Origin of the sequence: Tardiphaga sp. 37S4, assembly GCF_021044645.1 — a bacterium.
Lineage (GTDB): Bacteria > Pseudomonadota > Alphaproteobacteria > Rhizobiales > Xanthobacteraceae > Tardiphaga > Tardiphaga robiniae.
Genome location: NZ_CP088008.1, coordinates 1,355,248 through 1,373,665, shown reverse-complemented (window position 1 = coordinate 1,373,665; position 18,418 = coordinate 1,355,248). Strand labels below are relative to the sequence as shown.

Below are 18,418 nucleotides of genomic sequence, written 5' to 3'. Positions count from 1 at the left end.
CATCAGTAGCCAGGTTGGTTCTTGATGATCTCGAAAATGCTCTGCGTCGCTAGGCGATCCCGCGCCATGATCGGATAAAGCGCGTTCAGCACCTGCTTCTCCCTGGTGTCGTCGCCTTTCCAGCCCGCCGGCGCCCGCTCGCGCATCGCCCGATCGATCTCAAGCGCCAGCCTCGCCTTGCCGTCATCGTCGGCCGGACACTGGAACGTCGTCGCCTGGAGGCTGGCCAGATTGTTGAAGAGTACGATCGCCTCGGGCTTGCTATGCAGGACGGCCGGAACGCTGCTGGTCGGACCTTTTCTCGCCAGATGACGAACCAGCTCCTCGGCATTTTTAAGGAACGCCTCATAGGCCGCGGCGTCGGCCCGGCTCTGCCGGATCAGGTCGTCGAGCAGCATCGACATCTCCGCATAAAATTTGGGATCAGTGAGTTGATCGCGGATGATGGTCTTGCGGACGTTGTTGATGATGCCTTCGGCAATGGCATTCTTCGAGAGCCTGCCCTTCTCGTTCAGTTTGCGCGCGATAGCATCGTGGATACCGGTCTCGATGATCAACTCGGTCAACGACAAGGAGTTCAGATTGCCGAGGTCGTCGGCCGGGTCCGCCTGGATGTAGCTGTTGATGAGGTGGCGCATATCCGCCTCGAAGGGCTTGATGTCCAGTTCCTCACCAGAATGCCTTTTGATGGCGGCCCGGACATCGCTGTAAAACTCTGTCTCCTGCGTCAGCGCCGTTACCTCGCCGGCCGAATAGCCGGCCTCTGCTAGATTTTGCGCGATGTCCGCATAGGCCCGCAGAAAAGCGGCAGCTGCTTTGTAGAAGGAAACGCGGAGCGGCTCAGTCTCGGCGAGAGCGCTGGCGTTGCTGGCGTCGCCGCAGAAGTAATGCAGATATTGCTCCATCTCGCGCGGATGCGCCACGGGCTCGCACAAATAGCGCAGCGCTTCGCGGGCGTCATTGAGCCGCGCCTTGCCCTCCACCAGCCAGTCCTTGACGATGACGTTGCCATCTTGGCCGTCGGCGTCGATGTCGAGTTCATCCGAGCTATACACAGCGATGGAGTTCTGAACGTCCTGGAACAGCTCTTTGAAATCGACGATGTAACCGAAATCCTTATCGTCACCGTCCAGCCGGTTGGTGCGGCAGATCGCCTGGAACAGATTGTGATCGTGCAGCTCGTTATCGAGATAGATATATGTGCAGCTCGGTGCGTCGAACCCGGTCAACAGCTTGCTCACCACGATCAGCAGCTTGCAATTGGCCGGTTCCTCGATGAAACGCCGTTTCGTCTCGTCCTCATAGGCCTTGGTCGTCTGGCCGGTTTTGAGGACGTGTTTCGTATAGGTGTCGAACTTGTAGCGCTCGTCGCTGTTCGCGGGCTCGCGCGAGATCGCGTTGTGGTTCGGCTCGAAGGAGGTGATGATGCCGCAATATTGGCCAAACGACGTGTTCTGGAATAGGCGGTAATAGTGGCAGGCGTCATAGATCGAGGCCGCCACCAGGATGGCCGTGCCGCGGTCATTGTCGAGCCGCGGTTTGACGCCAAAATCATGGATGATACTAGCGATGATGCGCTGCTTGCGCTCGCCTGCGCTCATCAATTCTTCCATCGTCGCCCAGCGTCGGCGCAGGACGGCGCGTTGAAAATTGTTTAGCGCCTTCGTCTTTTGCTCGAACCAGTCGTCGATCGCCTTGCGTGAGGTGAGCCGCTGCGGCACGGCTCGGGCCTCATATTTAAGATCGAGCACGACCCTGTCGGCGACCGCCTCCTGGAATTTGTAGGTGTGGATGTAGGTACCGAACACGTCGCGGGTAGTCTGCCGGTCCTTGCGCAACAGCGGCGTACCGGTAAAGCCGATGAAGATGGCGTTTTCCAACCAGCGCTTCATCTGCTTGTTCATGTCGCCGCCTTGGGTGCGGTGGCACTCATCGACAAAGACATAAAAGCGCCCATGGGTAGCCGGCGGTGGCGCCGAGAGGTCGGGCTGGAATTTGTGCAACAGCGCGCATAGCAGCCGCGGCGTCGGCGCCGCGAGTTTGTCTGTGAACTCCCGCCGCGACGTGATGCGGGGCGAGGCTGCGTCCGCGCCGATGACATTGGCGTTGCGCATCACGCCCTCGATCTGCTTGTCGAGCTCGTCGCGATCGGTGACGATCAGGATGCGGGCCTCGGAATCGTGCTCCAGCAGCCATTTGGCGATCAGGACCATCAGGATGCTCTTGCCGCTGCCCTGGGTGTGCCAGATGACGCCGCCTTCCTGTTTGGCGATGCGTTGCTGCGCCGCTTTCACGCCGGCGAATTGATGCGGCCGCGGCACCTTCTTGCGGCCGGCGTCGAAGATGATAAAATTGCGGATGAGGTCGAGCAGCCGGGTCTTCTCGCAGATCTCCGCGAGAGGCCGGTCGAGCAGCGCGCCCGGTTGCGGCCCCGTTGCTGCCATTGCCGCGGATGTCGACCGCTTCCCTTGGGCTTCTGAGATCGCTTTTAAAACTGGTTCCGCATCGTACACGAAGCCTGTCTGAGGCGCCTCGCCGAGGCCCGCAGGAGATTCAAAGCCCGCGCCGCCATCCTGCGTCTTCCATTGGACGAAGAACTGCTCCGGCGTGTCGGTGGTCCCATAGCGCAGGCCCTGGGAATCGCTTCCCGCAAAAACCAGTTGCACGGTGCTGAAGAAACCTTTGTTGAAAATCTCCTCCTGGTTGGTGATGAGCTGTCGCACGCCGTCCGCCACCTCTACAGAACTGCGCTTTAGCTCGATCACCGCGATGGCGATGCCGTTGAGGTAGAGCACGATGTCGGGCCGCCGCTGGTAGCCGCCGCGTAGCGTCACCTCTTCCGCGAGGGCAAAATCGTTCGTCTCCGGGTGCTCCCAATCCACCAGATGCACCGTGTCATGAGCCTGCCCGACCGCAATCTGCACCGGCACGCCATAGCGCAGCAATTGGTAGGTGCGCAGATTGGCCTGGTAGAGACTGATGCCGCTAGCATCGGCGGCGGTCTCCAGCTTTTGCAACGCAGCAGCGATATGCGCGTCGGTGTAGCCCCGCGCCTTCAGATTTTCCCGCAGCAGCGCGGCCTCGATGGGCCGGTTGTTCGCTCGCTTATGCCACTCCCCGAGATAGCGGTAGCCGAGGCAATCCGGCCGCGCCGTATCGGTGAACAAAGCGACGACGCGGTTCTGAGTGCGGCGTTCGGAGCGGGGGAGTTCAGGCATGGACTGATTCCGGTGAAACGAGTCGGGTTCTACCGGTGAGAAGTTCCTGCATCATGCCATGCTTAAGGGCGCGGGTCTTGTCTTGCCGACGCTCAAGCGAGGCCAGCTCCATGTCTATGTCCGTCAATACATTGGCGATTGCGGTCTGCTCGCTGAGCTCCGGTACAAGAATCTCCACGTTTTGATACTCTGATATATAGTATCGTTTATGTTCTCCAATTGGATGGCGTAACAGTCGCATCCGCTCGAATACGAACTTTAGATTTACGTCTGCGGTTCTTGCTCTTAAGATCTTGATGGCAGACGACTTAACCTTGAATGGAAACTCAACGTATTTGCTGTCAGTGGTGAAATCATCGAAGATAATCGCCGGTAAATTATCGCAAATTCCAAATCTTTCGTTTGTGTAGCCCAAAATGAATGACTTATTTGCGGTTAATACTGGTGTGCTTCCAGTCTCTTCATAGTCAGTGCTCAACACAATATATTTGTCCGGCCGTTCATATATAAGCATGTCGGCGAGCATCTTTGATTTCCACTCGGCATGGTAGCCTGAAAGGCGAGTTTGACCAGTGAGAAGCTGCTGCATGGCAGCCTGTTTGAGGTCACGCTTTTTGGCGATGAGCCGGTCCAACGCCCCTAGCAGCGCATCCACATCGCTCAACGCCTCCGCGATGGCCCGCTGCTCGGCGAGAGGTGGGACTGGCAGCTTCACTTTGGTTAGGTCAGACTTTTTCACATGGACGAATGAGGCTTTGAAGCCATGAGCCTGCTTCGCTATGTCTTCTTCGATTCTTGCAAAAACAAGCAAAGAGAATGGGATTGTTATTCTTCGCTCATCCGGCAAGACTTTAAATATGTGTTGATTCAACACTCCTGAGGGGCCCGCCCATATGCGTGCACCGAAGGACGTGCCGATCGTTCCAGACCAAGCGAACAGTAAGTCGCCAGCCTCTACACGGTTTCGCTCGGCGACTGTCGACTGGGAATAGTTGAATGATGCATATGGATCATTCAGATTTTGAATTCGAATGATTGGTGTACCAGTTTGCTTCCAATCTTGCGGTTTGAAGGCGCAACCGTTGATGAGCTGAAACATTTGACCAATAGACCGAACATCCCAATCCTCTGGGATGAGGCCCACCTCCGTCTGCTTGCGGCTTGGCTTCATTTGGCGATTATTTTCAAAAGTTTCGAACGATGCAGGGGCTTGGCTTCCATCTTTGTGAGATGCGCATCCACGCGGGCAGCCAGCACGGAGACGTCATCGACAATCCGCGGCAGCGGGAGAGCGTAGCGATCGGCCAGAAGTCGAATACGACTTGTAAGCATCTGCGAAACGCGATCGAGCTCGCCTTGCACTGCGACGGCAATCGTAGTCAGCCATTTGTCGTCCACGACTAAAGCCTGAATTTCGACCGCTGTGAGCTTTGGATACTTGTCATAAGCAAGCCCATCGAGCGCAGCTTCAGCTTCCCGGATGGCACGCTTCAGGTCGGCTTCGTCCGAATTGAGCTTCAGCCATTGCTGAAGGACCGCAATCTCGTCCTTGGCATCCTTATCGCCCTTGATCTCCCTGAGCCGGGCGCTGACTTCCGCCTTGGCGATCTTCTCCAGCGTGCCGAGGAAACCTTCTTCGCCGCCGTGTTCCTCCTCCAGCTCGGTGAGGCCGGCGGTGGCGACCTCCAGCGCGGCCTGCTGTGCCTCGATAGCGGCCTGTTCTTTGGCGAAATAGCGGGCGACGATCAGTGGCTTGGGCACGAGGTCGCAGGTCCAGCCCTTGTCCCTGGTCTTGCCCTTCTTGTCGGTCTCCAGGATACGCGCAGTCTTCGCCACCCAGCCGTCGGCGGCAATGATGTAGCAATCGTCCTGCATGGTCTCGGCCCAGTAATCCATCAAATGCTGATAGACCGCGTAGGGGTCGATCAGCTTCTGGCCTTCTGCGTGGGCGAGCAACTGCTCGGATTGTGCGTGGATCACGTCCTTCGGCAAGCAATCCAGCTCGAGAGTTCGAAGGCTGACGGCGGCCGCTGTGCGCCACTTCGCAAAATGCGCCTGCAGGCCGGCGATGAAGGCGGCGAACTGCGGATGGCCGTGGATGGTGGGCTTGATCTCTGCGGCCTCGACCAGCAGGTCATGATAGCCGGGACGATTGGGCTTGAACAAAGCGGCGCGCAGCTCCGGGCAGATCGCCCAGTAGTCGCCGAGCGCATCGATATCGCGGGTAGGGATGCCACCATGCAGATGGCCGCCGATATCCTGGATGTCTTCCGCCTCCTGCGTGTCGATGTAGCGCGGCAGATTGAGATTGAAGTCGTTCTTCGCAGCGATCTCGTCATGCGGCACCAAGCGGGAATAGCCCGGATGGGTTTCCGCATTGGTGAATACATCGACGATCCGGTGCAGGTCGCGCTCGCGCAAGCGATTCTTGTTGCCGTCCTTGATGAAGCCCTTGCTGGCATCGATCATGAAGACGCCCTTGCGGGCGGCGGCGTTGTTCTTGTCGAGCACCAGGACGCAGGCGGGGATGCCGGTGCCATAGAAGAGATTGGCCGGTAGGCCGATGATGCCCTTGAGATAGCCGGAGCGAATGAGCTGGGTACGGATCACCGCTTCGGCGCCGCCGCGAAACAGCACGCCGTGGGGCAAAATGCAGGCGCCCTTACCGGTGCTCTTCAGCGAACGGAGGATGTGCAGCAGATAGGCGTAATCGCCCTGCTTGGCCGGCGGCTCGCCCCATTGAAAGCGCTGAAACAGGTCTGCCGACGGCGTGAGGCCCGTGCTCCAGGTCTTATCGGAGAACGGGGGATTGGCGACCACGTAGTCATAGGTCCGCAGCTGCTGGCCATCCTTGAATTTGGGCGCGGCCAGCGTGTTGCCCGAGAGGATGTTGGCTGTTGGGAAGTCGTGCAGGATCATGTTCATACGGGCGAGACCGGCGGTGGTCACGTCCTTCTCCTGGCCTTCCAGGGTGATGTGCTTGCCGGCCTCGGCCGCCACCTTCAACAGCAGTGATCCAGAGCCGCAGGTCGGGTCATAGGCCGTGGTGGATGCCACCGCATTTTGCGACGAGATGCCGATGACTTTGGCGATGACCCGGCTGACCTCGGAGGGCGTATAGAACTGTCCCTTGCTCTTGCCGCTTTCTGTCGCGAAATGCCGCATCAGATATTCATAGGCATCTCCAAGGATGTCGTCGTGATCGGCGCGGTTCTTGGAAAAATCGAGCTCCGGCTTCTGGAAGATGCCGATGAGATTGGTGAGGGTGTCCACCATATCCTTCCCTTCACCGAGCTTGTTCGGATCGTTGAAGTCCGGAAAGTCGGTGCGGGCGAGGCGTGAATTGGCATCGACCAGCTGCTGGATCACCCGGGTGTTGATCTTGTCGCCGATATCGCTTTTGCCCTTGAGAGCGATCATGTCCTTGAAGCTGGCGCCCTTGGGAATCGTGATCGGCGGCGCGAAATCATCGGAGTCACCGTATTTGTCGGAGACATATTTGATGAACAGCATGAACAGGACGTAGTCCTTGTACTGACTGGCATCCATGCCGCCACGCAGCTCATCGCACGAGGCCCAAAGCGAGGAGTAGAGATCAGATTTCTTGATTGCCATAATTGACGTTTGACCTGTCGAGAATTGCCCACACGCTTAGCGATAGCACTGACTCGGGCTCCGCGCCCAAGGGTTCCTGACGGGCTTCGCCTTCGTGACGACTCGCAGAGCCGTTCCGCTCTGTCACTGAGGCAGCGAAATAGCGCCGCCTGGCAACGGCAGCCAAAGGGGTTGAAGCCAGCATTCGTCATCGCAAGGAGCCACATAGCGACGAGGCAATCCAGTGCCGGCAAGGCAGGACTGGATTGCTTCGTCGCGGAGTTTATCACTGGGCCGGCGAAGCCGGACCCGTTACTCCTCGCAATGACGATGGAGGCCGAGTTACTGGCCAAAAAGCTTGTTCAGCTCCCCGCCCTTCGCCCCTTGCGCGAAAGCCGTGAACGTGCCCTGCCCGGCGATCTCCTGAGCCGCCGCCATGAACCCCGCCCAGGCTACGCGCGCCAGCGCGCCGCCGACGCTGATGCGGCGGACGCCGAGGCTGGCGAGATGCGCCACGGTCATGGTCGGCTGCACGGTCAGCACATTGAGCGGCTTGCCGCCGATCGCCTTCACCAGCGTGGTGATCTCCTCATCGGAAGCGACGCCCGGCGCGTAGAGGCAATCGGCGCCGGCCTCCGCAAAGGCTATGAGCCGCGCCGTGGTCTTCTTGAGGTCGCGCTCGCCATGCAGAAACCCTTCGCAGCGGGCGACCAGCATGACAGCGGGATCGACGCTGTCGATGGCGGCGCGGGCGGCCTTGATGCGCTCGACGGCGAGCGCGTCGTCATAGAGCGGCTTGTCCGGTTTGCCGGTGGAGTTCTCGATCGACAGGCCGGCGATTCCACTTTTGACCGCGCGGGCGACATTGGTGGCGACGCCGGCGGGGTCGTCGGCGAAACCGGCCTCGAAATCGGCATTCACGGGGAGATCGGTGGCGGCGGAGAGCAGCGCGAGATGCTCGATGACATCATCCGCGGTGACCTTGTTGTCGGGGCGGCCGGTGGACCAGGCATAGCCGGCTGAGGTCGAGGCCAGCGCCTTGAAGCCGAGATGCGCGAGATAGCGCGCGCTGCCGACATCCCAGGGATTGGGTAGCACGAAGCAGCCAGACTCATGGAGCTTGCGGAAGTTGGCGCGCTTCTCGGCGGTGGAGATGGTCATGGGGCCTCCCGGTTTTTGGATGCTGCGTTGGTCGCGGCTGGTCGCATTGTAGCGTCGGATTCGCGTCTCACCACGCTGTCATTCCGGGGACGGTCCGACGCCGCAGGCGGCGGGACGGAGCCCGGAATCTCGACATGGGAGTCTCCGGGGAGCCTGGCGACATCGAGATTCCGGGTTCGCGTGCGAAGGGGCACGCGCCCCGGAATGACAGTCTGTCAGCCCTGCCCCGGCATTCCGCTCGCCAGCAACGCCTCAAGCCGATCCAGCTCCGCCGCGATGTCGCTGATAACATCGTCCGCCCGCATCGCGATCACGCGGTAGCCGCGCTCCTGCAGCCAGGTCTGACGGGCGGCGCGGTCGCTGACAATCACCTCGGTCTCGCCGGCATTGACCAGCTCGATGGCGATGCGCTCCGGGAAGGAGACGAAATCCGGGATGTGGCGGCCCACCGGGGTCTGGCGCTTGAACTGGCCGGCGAAGCGGCGGTCGGCGCGGAGCTGGTCCCACAGCAGCCGCTCGGCATCGGTCGGGTTGCGGCGGAGCATGCGCGCGAGGCCGCGGACCGTGCCGCTCTCATGCGCCTGCGCGCCCTGCCCGTGTTCCGCCAGAAGCGCGCGCAAACGGGTCGCCTGTTCGCCGTCGAGCACGCCGCCCTTGGCCGGGCCCTTGCGGCCCTCGGCGATGGCCATGACCACCCCGTGCAGCGTGTGCATGTCCTGCTTGGTCGGCTCCATCCGGGTGAAGATGTTGCGCAGGTTGACCAGCATGGTGTCGCGCTTCTCGGGCGGGCGCAGGAACTCGACCTTGTCGAGTTCGCCGACGAGGTTGTCGAAGAAGGCGCTCATCTGGTGCTGGGAGGCCGGCTCCGACCGCTCCGGCATCGCATAGGGCAGCGCGTTCGCGGTTGCCTGCTTGAACCATTCATAGCCGCAGAGGAGAACCGCCTGGGCGAGGTTGAGCGAGGCGAAAGCCGGGTTGACCGGGAAGGTGATGATCCGGTTGGCGAGCGCGACCTCCTCGTTCTGCAGCCCGTAGCGCTCGCGGCCGAACAGGATGCCGGCGGTCGCGCCGGTGGCCACATGGGCGATGGTCTCGGCGGCGGCGGCCTCGGGGGCGACCACCGGCTTGGCCTGATCATGCGCCCGGGCGGTGGTGGCAAACAGCAGCGTGCAATCGGCGACCGCCTGCTCGACGGTGTCGAACAGCTCGACCTTGTCGAGGATGTGATCGGCGCCCGACGCTGCCCGGCGGGCATGGACGTTCGGCCAGCCGTCACGCGGATTGACGATGCGCAGCCGGGTCAGGCCGAAATTGCCCATGGCCCGCGCGCACATGCCGATGTTCTCGCCGAGCTGCGGTTCGACGAGTATGACAACGGGGCCGACGAGGTCGGTATGCGCCTTGGTCGAGTCGGTGCCTGAACCGGACATACACTTCACTTTCTGATTCAATCTCTGAAGGTCTTGAATCAACCCGTGAAGGTTTTGATTCAACACCTCATCCGGGCGCTGCAAGTCACATGAAGCTGGACGGTTTTTGCCAGCCGGATGAGCGGCTTGCCGGGATTTGGTAGATTTCCCCTAAAACCGGCCCGCGTGGTCGCGCGCTCCGTTTGCTTTGGGTCTGGTTTCGGTTACCGGTAGCAGTAACGTTCAAACGAAACTGCAAACGAACCCGGTCACCAGTATCACTGGCGCGGGATTATGGGAGGAATGCAATGCGCGCAAGATGGACATTGGCGATAGTTGGCGCCGCAATGATGGTTGCAGGCAGCCTGCTCGCCCATCTGACGCAGACCACCGGCGGCATCAAGATCGAGGACATTCGCTTCAAGGGCGCCAAGGGCAACACCATGAGCGCCCTGCTCTACACCCCGCCAAACGCCACGCCGCAGACCCCGGCGCCGGGCATCCTCGCGGTCCATGGCTACATCAATTCCCGCGAGACCCAGGACGGCTTCGCCATCGAATTCGCACGCCGCGGCTATGTGGTGCTGGCGCTGGACCAGACCGGCCACGGCTATAGCGACGGGCCGGCCTTCTCGAACGGGTTCGGCGGACCGGATGGCCTCGCCAAGCTCCGCAGCCTGGACATCGTGGACAAGACCAATATCGGACTCGAGGGCCACTCGATGGGCGGCTGGACCGTGCTCGCCGCCGCCACCGCCATGCCCAACGACTACAAGGCCATGGTGCTCGAAGGCTCCTCCACCGGCAAACCCTTCGCCGCCGACGGCACGCCCACCTGGCCGCGCAACCTCGCACTGGTGTTCGCCAAGTATGAGGAATTCTCGACCCTGATGTGGGGCGTCCCGAAGGCCCGCGACACCGTCAGCAGCCCGAAGCTGTGGGCGCTGTTCGGCACGAATGCGGCGGTCGAACCGGGCAAGGTCTATGGCGACCTCGCCGCCGGCACCGCCCGGGTGCTCTATACCCCGGCCATCACCCATCCCGCCGAGCACATCTCCCATGAGGCGATCGGCTATGCCCTCGACTGGTTCGGCAAGACGCTGACCGGCGGCACGCCGCTGCCGGCCTCCGACCAGATCTGGTTCCGCAAGGAGATCGGCACCGGCATCGCGCTGCTCGGTTTCGTCGCCTTCCTGATCGGCATCTTCGACGGGTTGCTGGAGGCCCGCATGTTTGCCCGGCTGATCCTGCCGGAGCCGGCGGATGGCTCGAAGCCTTTGGAGACCCCAGTCGACCGCAGCCGCTGGCTCGGCGCTCTGGTCCTCTCGGTTCTGATCCCGGCTTTGACCTATTATCCGGCCTTCACGCTGGCCGGGAATTGGGTCAAGGCCCAGCCCTGGCTGCCGCAGGCGATCACCAACCAGATCGCCGTCTGGGCCCTGATCAACGCCGCCATCGCGCTGGTGCTGATGCCGTTCGCGCCAAAACGCGCCAGCCGTCGCGGGATCATCGGCCTGTCGATCGCCATCGCGCTCGCCACCGTCGCGTCAGGCTACCTGGCGCTGTGGCTGGCCGACCTGATCTTCACGGTCGACTTCCGGTTCTGGATCGTGGCGCTGAAGCTGCTCAGCGCCAAGCAGGCGCTGATGGCCCTGATCTACCTCGCCCCGATCACCCTGTTCTTCGTCATCGCCCTGCACGTGATGCACCGGAATTTCAGCGCCAGCCGGTCCGCCGTCTACCTGACCAACATGACCGCGCTGGCCTTTGGCTTCGCTCTCTTGCTGGGCATCCAGTACGGCGCCCTGTTCCTGAACGGCCAGTTGATCGACCCGGCACCCGCGGTGATCACCTCGGTCCCGCTGAACACCATCGTGGCGATCCAGTTCGTGCCGCTGATGGCGATTGTGGCGGTCATTGCCACCTTCACCTGGCGGCGCACCGGATCGAGCCTGCCGGGCGCCCTGATCTGCAGCTTGCTGGTGACCTGGTACGTGGTGGCGGGCACAGCGACGCAGGCTGCATTTTAAGCACGAATAGCCTGCGTTTTGGGTTCAAAATTGGGCTGAAACCGCATAACGCCCCGGCTTTCGCCGGGGCAGGCGTGCGAGGCCGCGGACCGTGCCGCTCTCATGCGGCGACGATGCCTTGCCGTGTTCGCGGCCTGCCTGCCGCCTGACAATCCGGATGAAGGCGGGTTCCCGGCCAAGCGCTCGTGATTTGCCGGTCGTAGCGGGGGGTAGGTAATGTGCCGCTCCCGGGAACGACCTTGCAGCCTTCATGCCTCAGCTTATCCTCAGCGTTCACTCCGGCGTCCATGACGCCGCCGTCGCCATTTTCGAAGATTACGACCTGAAGGCCGCCATCGCGCTGGAGCGACTGACCCGGCGCAAAAGCGACGGCAGCACTCACCCCGATGCCGCCATCGACGAGGTGCTGTCGATCGCCGGCGCCACCCGGCGCGATGTCGACGTCGTCGCCACCAGCCGCGCGATGTTTCCCAAGGCCTACTTCCCCCGCCTCGGTGGCCTCCGCTGGCTGCGCGAGCAGTATCGCAGCCGGGTCGGCAAGGACCGCCTGCTGCTCGGCGCCGAGCAGCATCGCTACCGCGCGCCGCGGGCAGAGGACGTCTTCGATGCCGCGGCGTGGCGGCGCGACGGCGGTTTCCGCGACGACGCCGCGGTCCATTTTTACAACCACCACGAAGCGCATGCGCTTCCCACTTTGTTCTACAGCCCGTGGCCGGATGCCCTGCTGGTGACGGCCGATGGCGGCGGCGACAATGTCAATTACAGCTACCGGCACTTCACGGGCGGCCGCCTGACGACGCTCTACGGCGACGACGCCTGTCTGTTCCTGCCAAATCCCGTCGACAGCCTGGGCCGCGCCTATAGCGCGGCGACCAAGTCGCTCGGCTTTCGGCCCAACCGGCACGAGGGCAAGTTGACCGGGCTCGCGGCCATGGGACAACCGACAGCGGCCGAGACGATCGCCGGGTATTTTTCGGTCGCCCCGGACGGACGTATCCAGTCCGGCTTTCGCAGCTATCACCAGATGAACGCCTTGATGCGCCGGCTGGCCAAACAGGTCGGCCGTGCGGATTTTGCGGCGTCGATCCAGAAGGTGCTGGAAGACACCATGCTGCTGTCGCTGCAGCGGCTTTTGCAGCGGCATCCGGCGCGACATCTCGGCCTGTCCGGCGGCGTGTTCGCCAACGTCAAGCTCAACCGCCTGCTCGCGGAGCAATTGCCGATCGATGAACTCTTCATTTTCCCGGCGATGGGCGATGACGGCCTGCCGATCGGCGGTGCGCTGTCCTACCTGATGCAGCGCGACGGCCTGGCGCCCTGGCTCGAGCGCCGCCGCGAGCTCGGGACTGTCTATCTCGGCCGCGATTTTCAGGCCGGGCTCGACGCCGGCATCGCAGCCACCCCGGGGATTCACCGTGTCGACGAGGCACCGGTCGACGGCGCGGTGACGCGGCTGGTGGCGGGCGAGATCGGCGCGATCTTCAATGGCCGGATGGAATACGGCCCCCGCGCGCTCGGCGCCCGGACCATCCTCGCCAATCCGGCCCGGCGCGGCACCCACGACCTTTTGAACGAACGGCTGAGCCGTTCCGAATTCATGCCGTTCGCCCCCGTCATCACCACTGAGCGTGCCGCGGAGGTGTTCGACGTCAATCCCGTCAATGCGCGCGCCTGCCGCTACATGACCATCGCCTGCGATGTGAGGCCGGAATGGCGGGGCCGCATCCCCGCCGTGGTCCATGTCGATGGATCCGCGCGGCCGCAGGTGATCGCGCGCCCGGACAACCCGCTCTATTATGACATCGTCGAGGGGTTTGCGCAGGCCAGCGGATTGCCGGTGCTGGTCAATACCAGCTTCAATGTTCACGAGGAGCCCATCGTCAACAGCCCGGACGAAGCGCTGCGGGCGCTGCTCGACCGGCGGATCGATTTCCTGGTGACCACGGGCGGCCTGTACCGGCGCGACGCGGCGTAACGACAGCCTGCCGGGGGCCTTGATCTGCAGCCTGCCGGTGACCTGGTACGTGGTGGCGGGCCCCGCGGCGCAGGCTGCATTTTGAGCAAAAACAGCCTGCGTTTTGGGCTGAAAATTGCGCCGAAACTGCATGACGCCCCGGCTTTCGCCGGGTCCTGCGCGGTGCTATAGCCCCCCTACAAATCATCCCTCCCGCAACGCGCTAAAGGCCCGAACCACCATGGCAAAAATCAAGGTAGCCAACCCCGTCGTCGAACTCGACGGCGATGAGATGACCCGGATCATCTGGCAGTACATCAAGGACAAGCTGATCAACCCCTTCCTTGACGTCAACCTGATGTATTTCGACCTCGGGATGGAATACCGCGACAAGACCGACGATCAGGTCACCATTGACGCCGCCCACGCGATCAAGAAATACGGCGTCGGCGTGAAGTGTGCCACGATCACCCCCGATGAAGCGCGCGTGAAGGAATTCGGCCTCAAGCAGATGTGGAAGTCGCCGAACGGCACCATCCGCAACATCCTCGGCGGCGTGATCTTCCGCGAACCGATCATCTGCAGCAACGTGCCGCGCCTGGTCCCCGGCTGGACCAAGCCGATCATCATCGGCCGTCACGCTTTCGGCGATCAGTACCGTGCCACCGACTTCAAGTTCCCCGGCAAGGGCACCCTGACGATGAAGTTCGTCGGCGAAGACGGCGCCGTGATCGAGCGCGAAGTGTTCCAGTCCCCCGGTGCCGGCGTCGCACTGGCCATGTACAACCTCGACGACTCGATCCGCGACTTCGCGCGCGCATCGCTGAACTACGGCCTCTCGCGCGGCGTTCCGGTCTACCTGTCGACCAAGAACACCATCCTCAAGGTCTATGACGGTCGCTTCAAGGACATCTTCCAGGAAATCTTCGACGCCGAATTCAAGACCAAGTTCGAAGCCGCGAAGATCACCTATGAGCATCGCCTGATCGACGACATGGTCGCTGCTGCCATGAAGTGGTCCGGTGGCTATGTCTGGGCCTGTAAGAACTACGATGGCGACGTGCAGTCCGACACCGTGGCCCAAGGCTACGGCTCGCTCGGCCTGATGACCTCGGTGCTGCTGACGCCGGACGGTTCGGTTGTGGAAGCCGAAGCTGCCCACGGTACCGTGACCCGTCACTACCGCGAGCACCAGAAGGGCAAGGAAACATCGACCAACTCGATCGCGTCGATCTTCGCCTGGACCCAGGGCCTCGCCCACCGCGCCAAGCTCGACAACAATGCCGAGCTGGCGAAGTTCGCCAAGACCCTCGAAAAGGTCTGCGTCGACACCGTCGAAGCCGGCTACATGACCAAGGATCTGGCGCTGCTGGTCGGCGCCGATCAGCGCTGGCTCTCGACCACGGGCTTCCTCGACAAGGTCGCGGAAAACCTGACCAAGGAACTGGCGGCCTGATTTCCGCCCTCTCCTGACTGCACCATCCGAAAGTCCGGGTTGCCTCAGGCACCCCGGACTTTCTTTTTGAGACGTTCCGTTTTCGAGGTGACCCATGACTGCGCCAAATCCCGCCGACGGCAGCAATGATCCATATGTCTGGCTCGAAGAAATCGAGGGCGAGAAAGCCGTGGCATGGGTCGAGGCACAGAATGCGCGGACCGACGGCTTCCTCTGCGGCGATAGCTACAAGCGCGACTTCGACGCAGTCATGAAGATCCTCGATGCCGACGATCGCATTCCCTTCGTCGGAAAGTCTGGCGACTATCTCTATAATTTCTGGAAAGACGCCGCTCATCCGCGCGGGCTTTGGCGCCGCACGACGCTGGAGAGCTATAAGACCGATACGCCTGAATGGGACGTGCTGCTCGACATCGATGCACTGAACAAAGCGGAAGGCATCTCCTGGGCCTTTGCAGGTGCTGCGCGTTCCCCGGACAAGACCCGCGCGTTGATCAGCCTGTCGTTCAACGGCACTGACGCCATCGAAGTGCGTGAGTTCGATATTCCCAGCAAGAGCTTCGTTGCCGACGGCTTCATCATCCCGAAAGCCAAGACGCAGGTGAGCTGGATCGATCAGGACACGCTCCTGGTCGGCAGTGCGCAGACGCCCGAGGATAGCACCGAGGCCGGCTATACCCGCACCGTACGCAGGTGGATGCGCGGCACGCCGCTGGCCGCGGCTGAAACCGTCTTCGAGGTCGAGAAGCAGGACGTGGCCGCCTGGTTCGGCGTCAACCGCCGACCGAGCCATGAAGGCGTGATGTACTGGCGCGCGCTGGATTTCACGCGCTCGCATATCTTCGTCGAGCGCAAGCATGGCCCGCATGCCGGAAAGCGCCTGCGCCTCGAACTGCCGGAAGAAGTCTCGGTCTCGGCAGAAGCGGACGATCTCCTGATCAGCCCGAAACAGGACTGGACCGTCGGCGACCAGACGATCCCGACCGGCGCACTCGCCGTCATCGACCTCGATCGCTTCCTGTCTGGCGCACGCGATTTCGAGATCGTCTTCATGCCGACACCGACCCGCGCGCTGCAGTCATGGTCGGAGACCCGGCACGGCATCGTGCTCGAAATCCTCGATAACGTCCGCGGTCGCCTCGCTCTGCTGCAGCGGAGCGAGGCTGGCTGGCGCGAGACGGCACTTCCGGGATTGCCCGATAACGCCACGATCTCGGCGCAGAATTTCGGCGGCGAGGACGATCCCGATCTCGGCACCGACATGCTCTTCACCGTCACCGGCTTCGACCGGCCGACCACGACAGCGCTGTGGACAGGCCACGGCGCACCCGAGCCGCTGAAGAGCTCGCCGCCCAATTTCGATCCCGAGGGCATCGAGGTGCAGCAGCGCCATGCGGTGGCGGCGGACGGCACCAGGATCCCCTACTTCCTGATCGGCAAGAATCTCTCGGCCGGCGCCCCGCCCCGGCCGACGATTCTCTATGGCTATGGCGGCTTCGAGATATCGCTGACGCCCGCCTATATGGGCATCGCCGGTAAGCTGTGGCTCGAACAAGGTCATCTCTACGCCATCGCCAATATCCGCGGTGGTGGTGAGTTCGGCCCGGCGTGGCATCTGGCTTCGCGCAAGATCACCAAGCATGTGGCCCATGACGACTTCGCGACTGTCGCGCGAGATCTCGCTGCATCAGGTATAACAACGGCGCAGAAGCTCGCCTGCCACGGCGGCAGCAATGGCGGCCTGCTCGTCGGCAACATGCTGACGCGCTATCCGGAACTGTTCGGCGCCATCTGGTGCAGCGTGCCGCTGCTCGATATGGCGCGCTATACCAAACTACTCGCCGGCGCGAGCTGGATCGCCGAATATGGCGATCCGGAAATTCCCGACGAGTGGGTCTATCTGCAGAAATACTCGCCCTATCATCTCACCGCGGCAGGCCAGAATTATCCGCCGATCTTCATCACTACCAACCGCACCGACGACCGCGTCCATCCCGGCCACGCCCGCAAGATGGCCGCGAAGCTCGAAGAGCTCGGCTATCCCGTCTGGTTCAACGAGACGGTGGCAGGCGGACACTCCGGCGCCGTCGACAATACCAAGCAGGCACAGAGCCAGGCTCTGGGATTTGCGTTTCTACGGCGGACGATTGGAGCTGCGTAAAACGAACGACAGAGCAACTACCAACCAGAGCAAGAGAGGGTTCACATGACCTGCAATACGCAACATGTTTTCAAACGCCCGATCCTGACCACGATTGTCACGCTCTCGCTCAGTGTCGCGGGCGCATTCTCTGCTTTGGCGCAGGTGCCGGATGCGATTGCAGCCCCCGGCGAGACGCAGATCGCCAAGCTGCATGCTGAAGGCGCGCAGGTCTATGAATGCAAGGCCGACGCTTCAGGAAAGCTGACATGGACGTTCCGCGAGCCGATCGCCACGCTGATGGCCGATGGCAAGACCGTGGGGCGGCACTATGTCGGACCGAACTGGGAATACAGCGATGGCAGCGCGGTGGTCGGTAAGGTGACCGGCAACGCACCGGGCACCACGGCCAAGGACATTCCGTGGCTTCGCCTCGAGGCCACATCGCATCGCGGCAGCGGCATGTTGAGCGGCGTAACCACGGTACAGCGGATCAACACAGTGGGCGGCGCGCTCGCCGGCACCTGCAGCGGCGCCGGCACTTTACAGAGCGAGCCCTATTCGGCCGACTACGTGTTCCTGCGCAAGGGCTAAGGACATTTCGCCGGCGGACACTCCGGCACGGTGGAGAATACCAACCAGGCGCAAAGCCAGGCGCTGGGTTTTGCGTTTCTCCGCCGAACGATTTGCCGCTAGAGCAAGACGACCAGAAAAACATTCAGGGAGACCGCCTCATGTCATCTAGCAAAGTCGCCATCATCACCGCCGGTGGAAGCGGCATGGGCGCGGCATCTGCACGCCGCCTTGCAGCTGATGGATTCAAAGTCGCGATCCTGTCGTCGTCCGGCAAGGGAGAAGCGCTTGCGCAAGAACTTGGTGGCCTCGGTGTCACCGGCTCCAACCAGTCAAGCGACGATTTGAAGCGGCTGGTGGATGGCACGCTGGAGAAATGGGGCCGGATCGACGCACTGGTAAACAGCGCCGGTCATGGCCCGCGTGCGCCGCTGCTCGATATCACCGACGAGCAGTGGCACACCGGCATGGATGTCTATCTTATGAACGTGATCCGGCCAACGCGACTGGTGACGCCGATCATGCAGAAGCAAAAATCCGGTGCGATCATCAATATCTCCACCGCATGGGCATTCGAGCCCTCAGCGATGTTTCCGACTTCCGCCGTGTTCCGCGCCGGTCTCGCCTCTTACACAAAATTGTTCGCGGATAGTTTTGCCGCCGATAATGTACGGATGAACAATGTGCTGCCCGGCTGGATCGACAGCCTGCCCGCCACTGAAGAGCGGCGCCAGAGCGTCCCGATGCAACGCTATGGCAAGAGCGACGAGATCGCAGCCACGGTCGCATTCCTCGCATCGGATGGCGCTGGCTACATCACCGGTCAGAACATTCGCGTCGATGGCGGCATGACGCGATCGGTGTAATGGGCTGATTGCGACGG

The 18,418-nt window shown here is 62.1% G+C and carries 11 protein-coding genes; 6 read left to right on the top strand and 5 right to left on the bottom strand.

The features are described from left to right. Positions 1–2: 2 nt before the first annotated feature. The 5 genes from LPB73_RS06425 to LPB73_RS06405 form a co-directional block, all read right to left on the bottom strand. A complete protein-coding gene (locus tag LPB73_RS06425; RefSeq protein WP_231080020.1) occupies positions 3–3,218 on the bottom strand; it encodes a type I restriction endonuclease subunit R in 3,216 nt (1,071 codons plus the stop codon). After that, positions 3,211–4,389 carry a restriction endonuclease subunit S gene (locus LPB73_RS06420; RefSeq protein WP_231080019.1) on the bottom strand — a complete coding sequence of 393 codons (1,179 nt, stop codon included), beginning with the start codon at positions 4,387–4,389 and terminating at the stop codon, positions 3,211–3,213. The genes LPB73_RS06425 and LPB73_RS06420 overlap by 8 nt, the downstream gene beginning before the upstream one ends. Next, on the bottom strand, positions 4,386–6,833 hold the full coding sequence (locus LPB73_RS06415; protein WP_256461267.1) for a type I restriction-modification system subunit M: 2,448 nt from the start codon (positions 6,831–6,833) through the stop codon (positions 4,386–4,388). Before LPB73_RS06415 ends, LPB73_RS06420 begins: the two co-directional genes overlap by 4 nt. 321 nt (positions 6,834–7,154) lie before the next feature. Next, positions 7,155–7,973, bottom strand: a complete 819-nt coding sequence (locus LPB73_RS06410) for an isocitrate lyase/PEP mutase family protein (protein ID WP_231080017.1) — start codon at positions 7,971–7,973, stop codon at positions 7,155–7,157. 215 nt (positions 7,974–8,188) lie between these two features. Beyond that, a complete protein-coding gene (locus LPB73_RS06405) occupies positions 8,189–9,403 on the bottom strand; it encodes a TrmJ/YjtD family RNA methyltransferase (protein WP_231080016.1) in 1,215 nt (404 codons plus the stop codon). Positions 9,404–9,690: 287 nt separating this feature from the next. On the opposite strand from LPB73_RS06405, the gene LPB73_RS06400 reads away from it, so the two are divergent. From LPB73_RS06400 to LPB73_RS06375, 6 genes are all read left to right on the top strand, one after another. Beyond that, positions 9,691–11,412, top strand: a complete 1,722-nt coding sequence (locus tag LPB73_RS06400) for an alpha/beta hydrolase (protein ID WP_231080015.1) — start codon at positions 9,691–9,693, stop codon at positions 11,410–11,412. Positions 11,413–11,662: 250 nt separating this feature from the next. Next, positions 11,663–13,387: a carbamoyltransferase C-terminal domain-containing protein gene (locus LPB73_RS06395; protein WP_231080014.1), complete on the top strand. Its 1,725-nt coding sequence runs from the start codon at positions 11,663–11,665 to the stop codon at positions 13,385–13,387. A gap of 220 nt (positions 13,388–13,607) precedes the next feature. Continuing rightward, entirely contained in the window at positions 13,608–14,822 is a 1,215-nt protein-coding gene (locus tag LPB73_RS06390; RefSeq protein WP_068735892.1) for an NADP-dependent isocitrate dehydrogenase, read from the top strand. 94 nt (positions 14,823–14,916) lie between these two features. Beyond that, positions 14,917–16,983 (top strand): prolyl oligopeptidase family serine peptidase, encoded by a 2,067-nt coding sequence (locus LPB73_RS06385; RefSeq protein ID WP_231080013.1) that lies wholly within the window; start codon positions 14,917–14,919, stop codon positions 16,981–16,983. Between the two features lie 45 nt (positions 16,984–17,028). Further along, positions 17,029–17,556: a DUF3455 domain-containing protein gene (locus tag LPB73_RS06380; RefSeq protein WP_231080012.1), complete on the top strand. Its 528-nt coding sequence runs from the start codon at positions 17,029–17,031 to the stop codon at positions 17,554–17,556. A gap of 140 nt (positions 17,557–17,696) precedes the next feature. Then, a complete protein-coding gene (locus LPB73_RS06375) occupies positions 17,697–18,401 on the top strand; it encodes an SDR family oxidoreductase (RefSeq protein WP_231080011.1) in 705 nt (234 codons plus the stop codon). Positions 18,402–18,418 lie beyond the last annotated feature (17 nt).

Bases quoted from the DNA above. Each gene is read 5' to 3' on its own strand.
- LPB73_RS06425 (WP_231080020.1), bottom strand. From the start codon at position 3,218: ATGCCTGAACTCCCCCGCTCCGAACGCCGCACTCAGAACCGCGTCGTC.
- LPB73_RS06420 (WP_231080019.1), bottom strand. From the start codon at position 4,389: ATGAAGCCAAGCCGCAAGCAGACGGAGGTGGGCCTCATCCCAGAGGAT.
- LPB73_RS06415 (WP_256461267.1), bottom strand. From the start codon at position 6,833: ATGGCAATCAAGAAATCTGATCTCTACTCCTCGCTTTGGGCCTCGTGC.
- LPB73_RS06410 (WP_231080017.1), bottom strand. From the start codon at position 7,973: ATGACCATCTCCACCGCCGAGAAGCGCGCCAACTTCCGCAAGCTCCAT.
- LPB73_RS06405 (WP_231080016.1), bottom strand. From the start codon at position 9,403: ATGTCCGGTTCAGGCACCGACTCGACCAAGGCGCATACCGACCTCGTC.
- LPB73_RS06400 (WP_231080015.1), top strand. From the start codon at position 9,691: ATGCGCGCAAGATGGACATTGGCGATAGTTGGCGCCGCAATGATGGTT.
- LPB73_RS06395 (WP_231080014.1), top strand. From the start codon at position 11,663: ATGCCTCAGCTTATCCTCAGCGTTCACTCCGGCGTCCATGACGCCGCC.
- LPB73_RS06390 (WP_068735892.1), top strand. From the start codon at position 13,608: ATGGCAAAAATCAAGGTAGCCAACCCCGTCGTCGAACTCGACGGCGAT.
- LPB73_RS06385 (WP_231080013.1), top strand. From the start codon at position 14,917: ATGACTGCGCCAAATCCCGCCGACGGCAGCAATGATCCATATGTCTGG.
- LPB73_RS06380 (WP_231080012.1), top strand. From the start codon at position 17,029: ATGACCTGCAATACGCAACATGTTTTCAAACGCCCGATCCTGACCACG.
- LPB73_RS06375 (WP_231080011.1), top strand. From the start codon at position 17,697: ATGTCATCTAGCAAAGTCGCCATCATCACCGCCGGTGGAAGCGGCATG.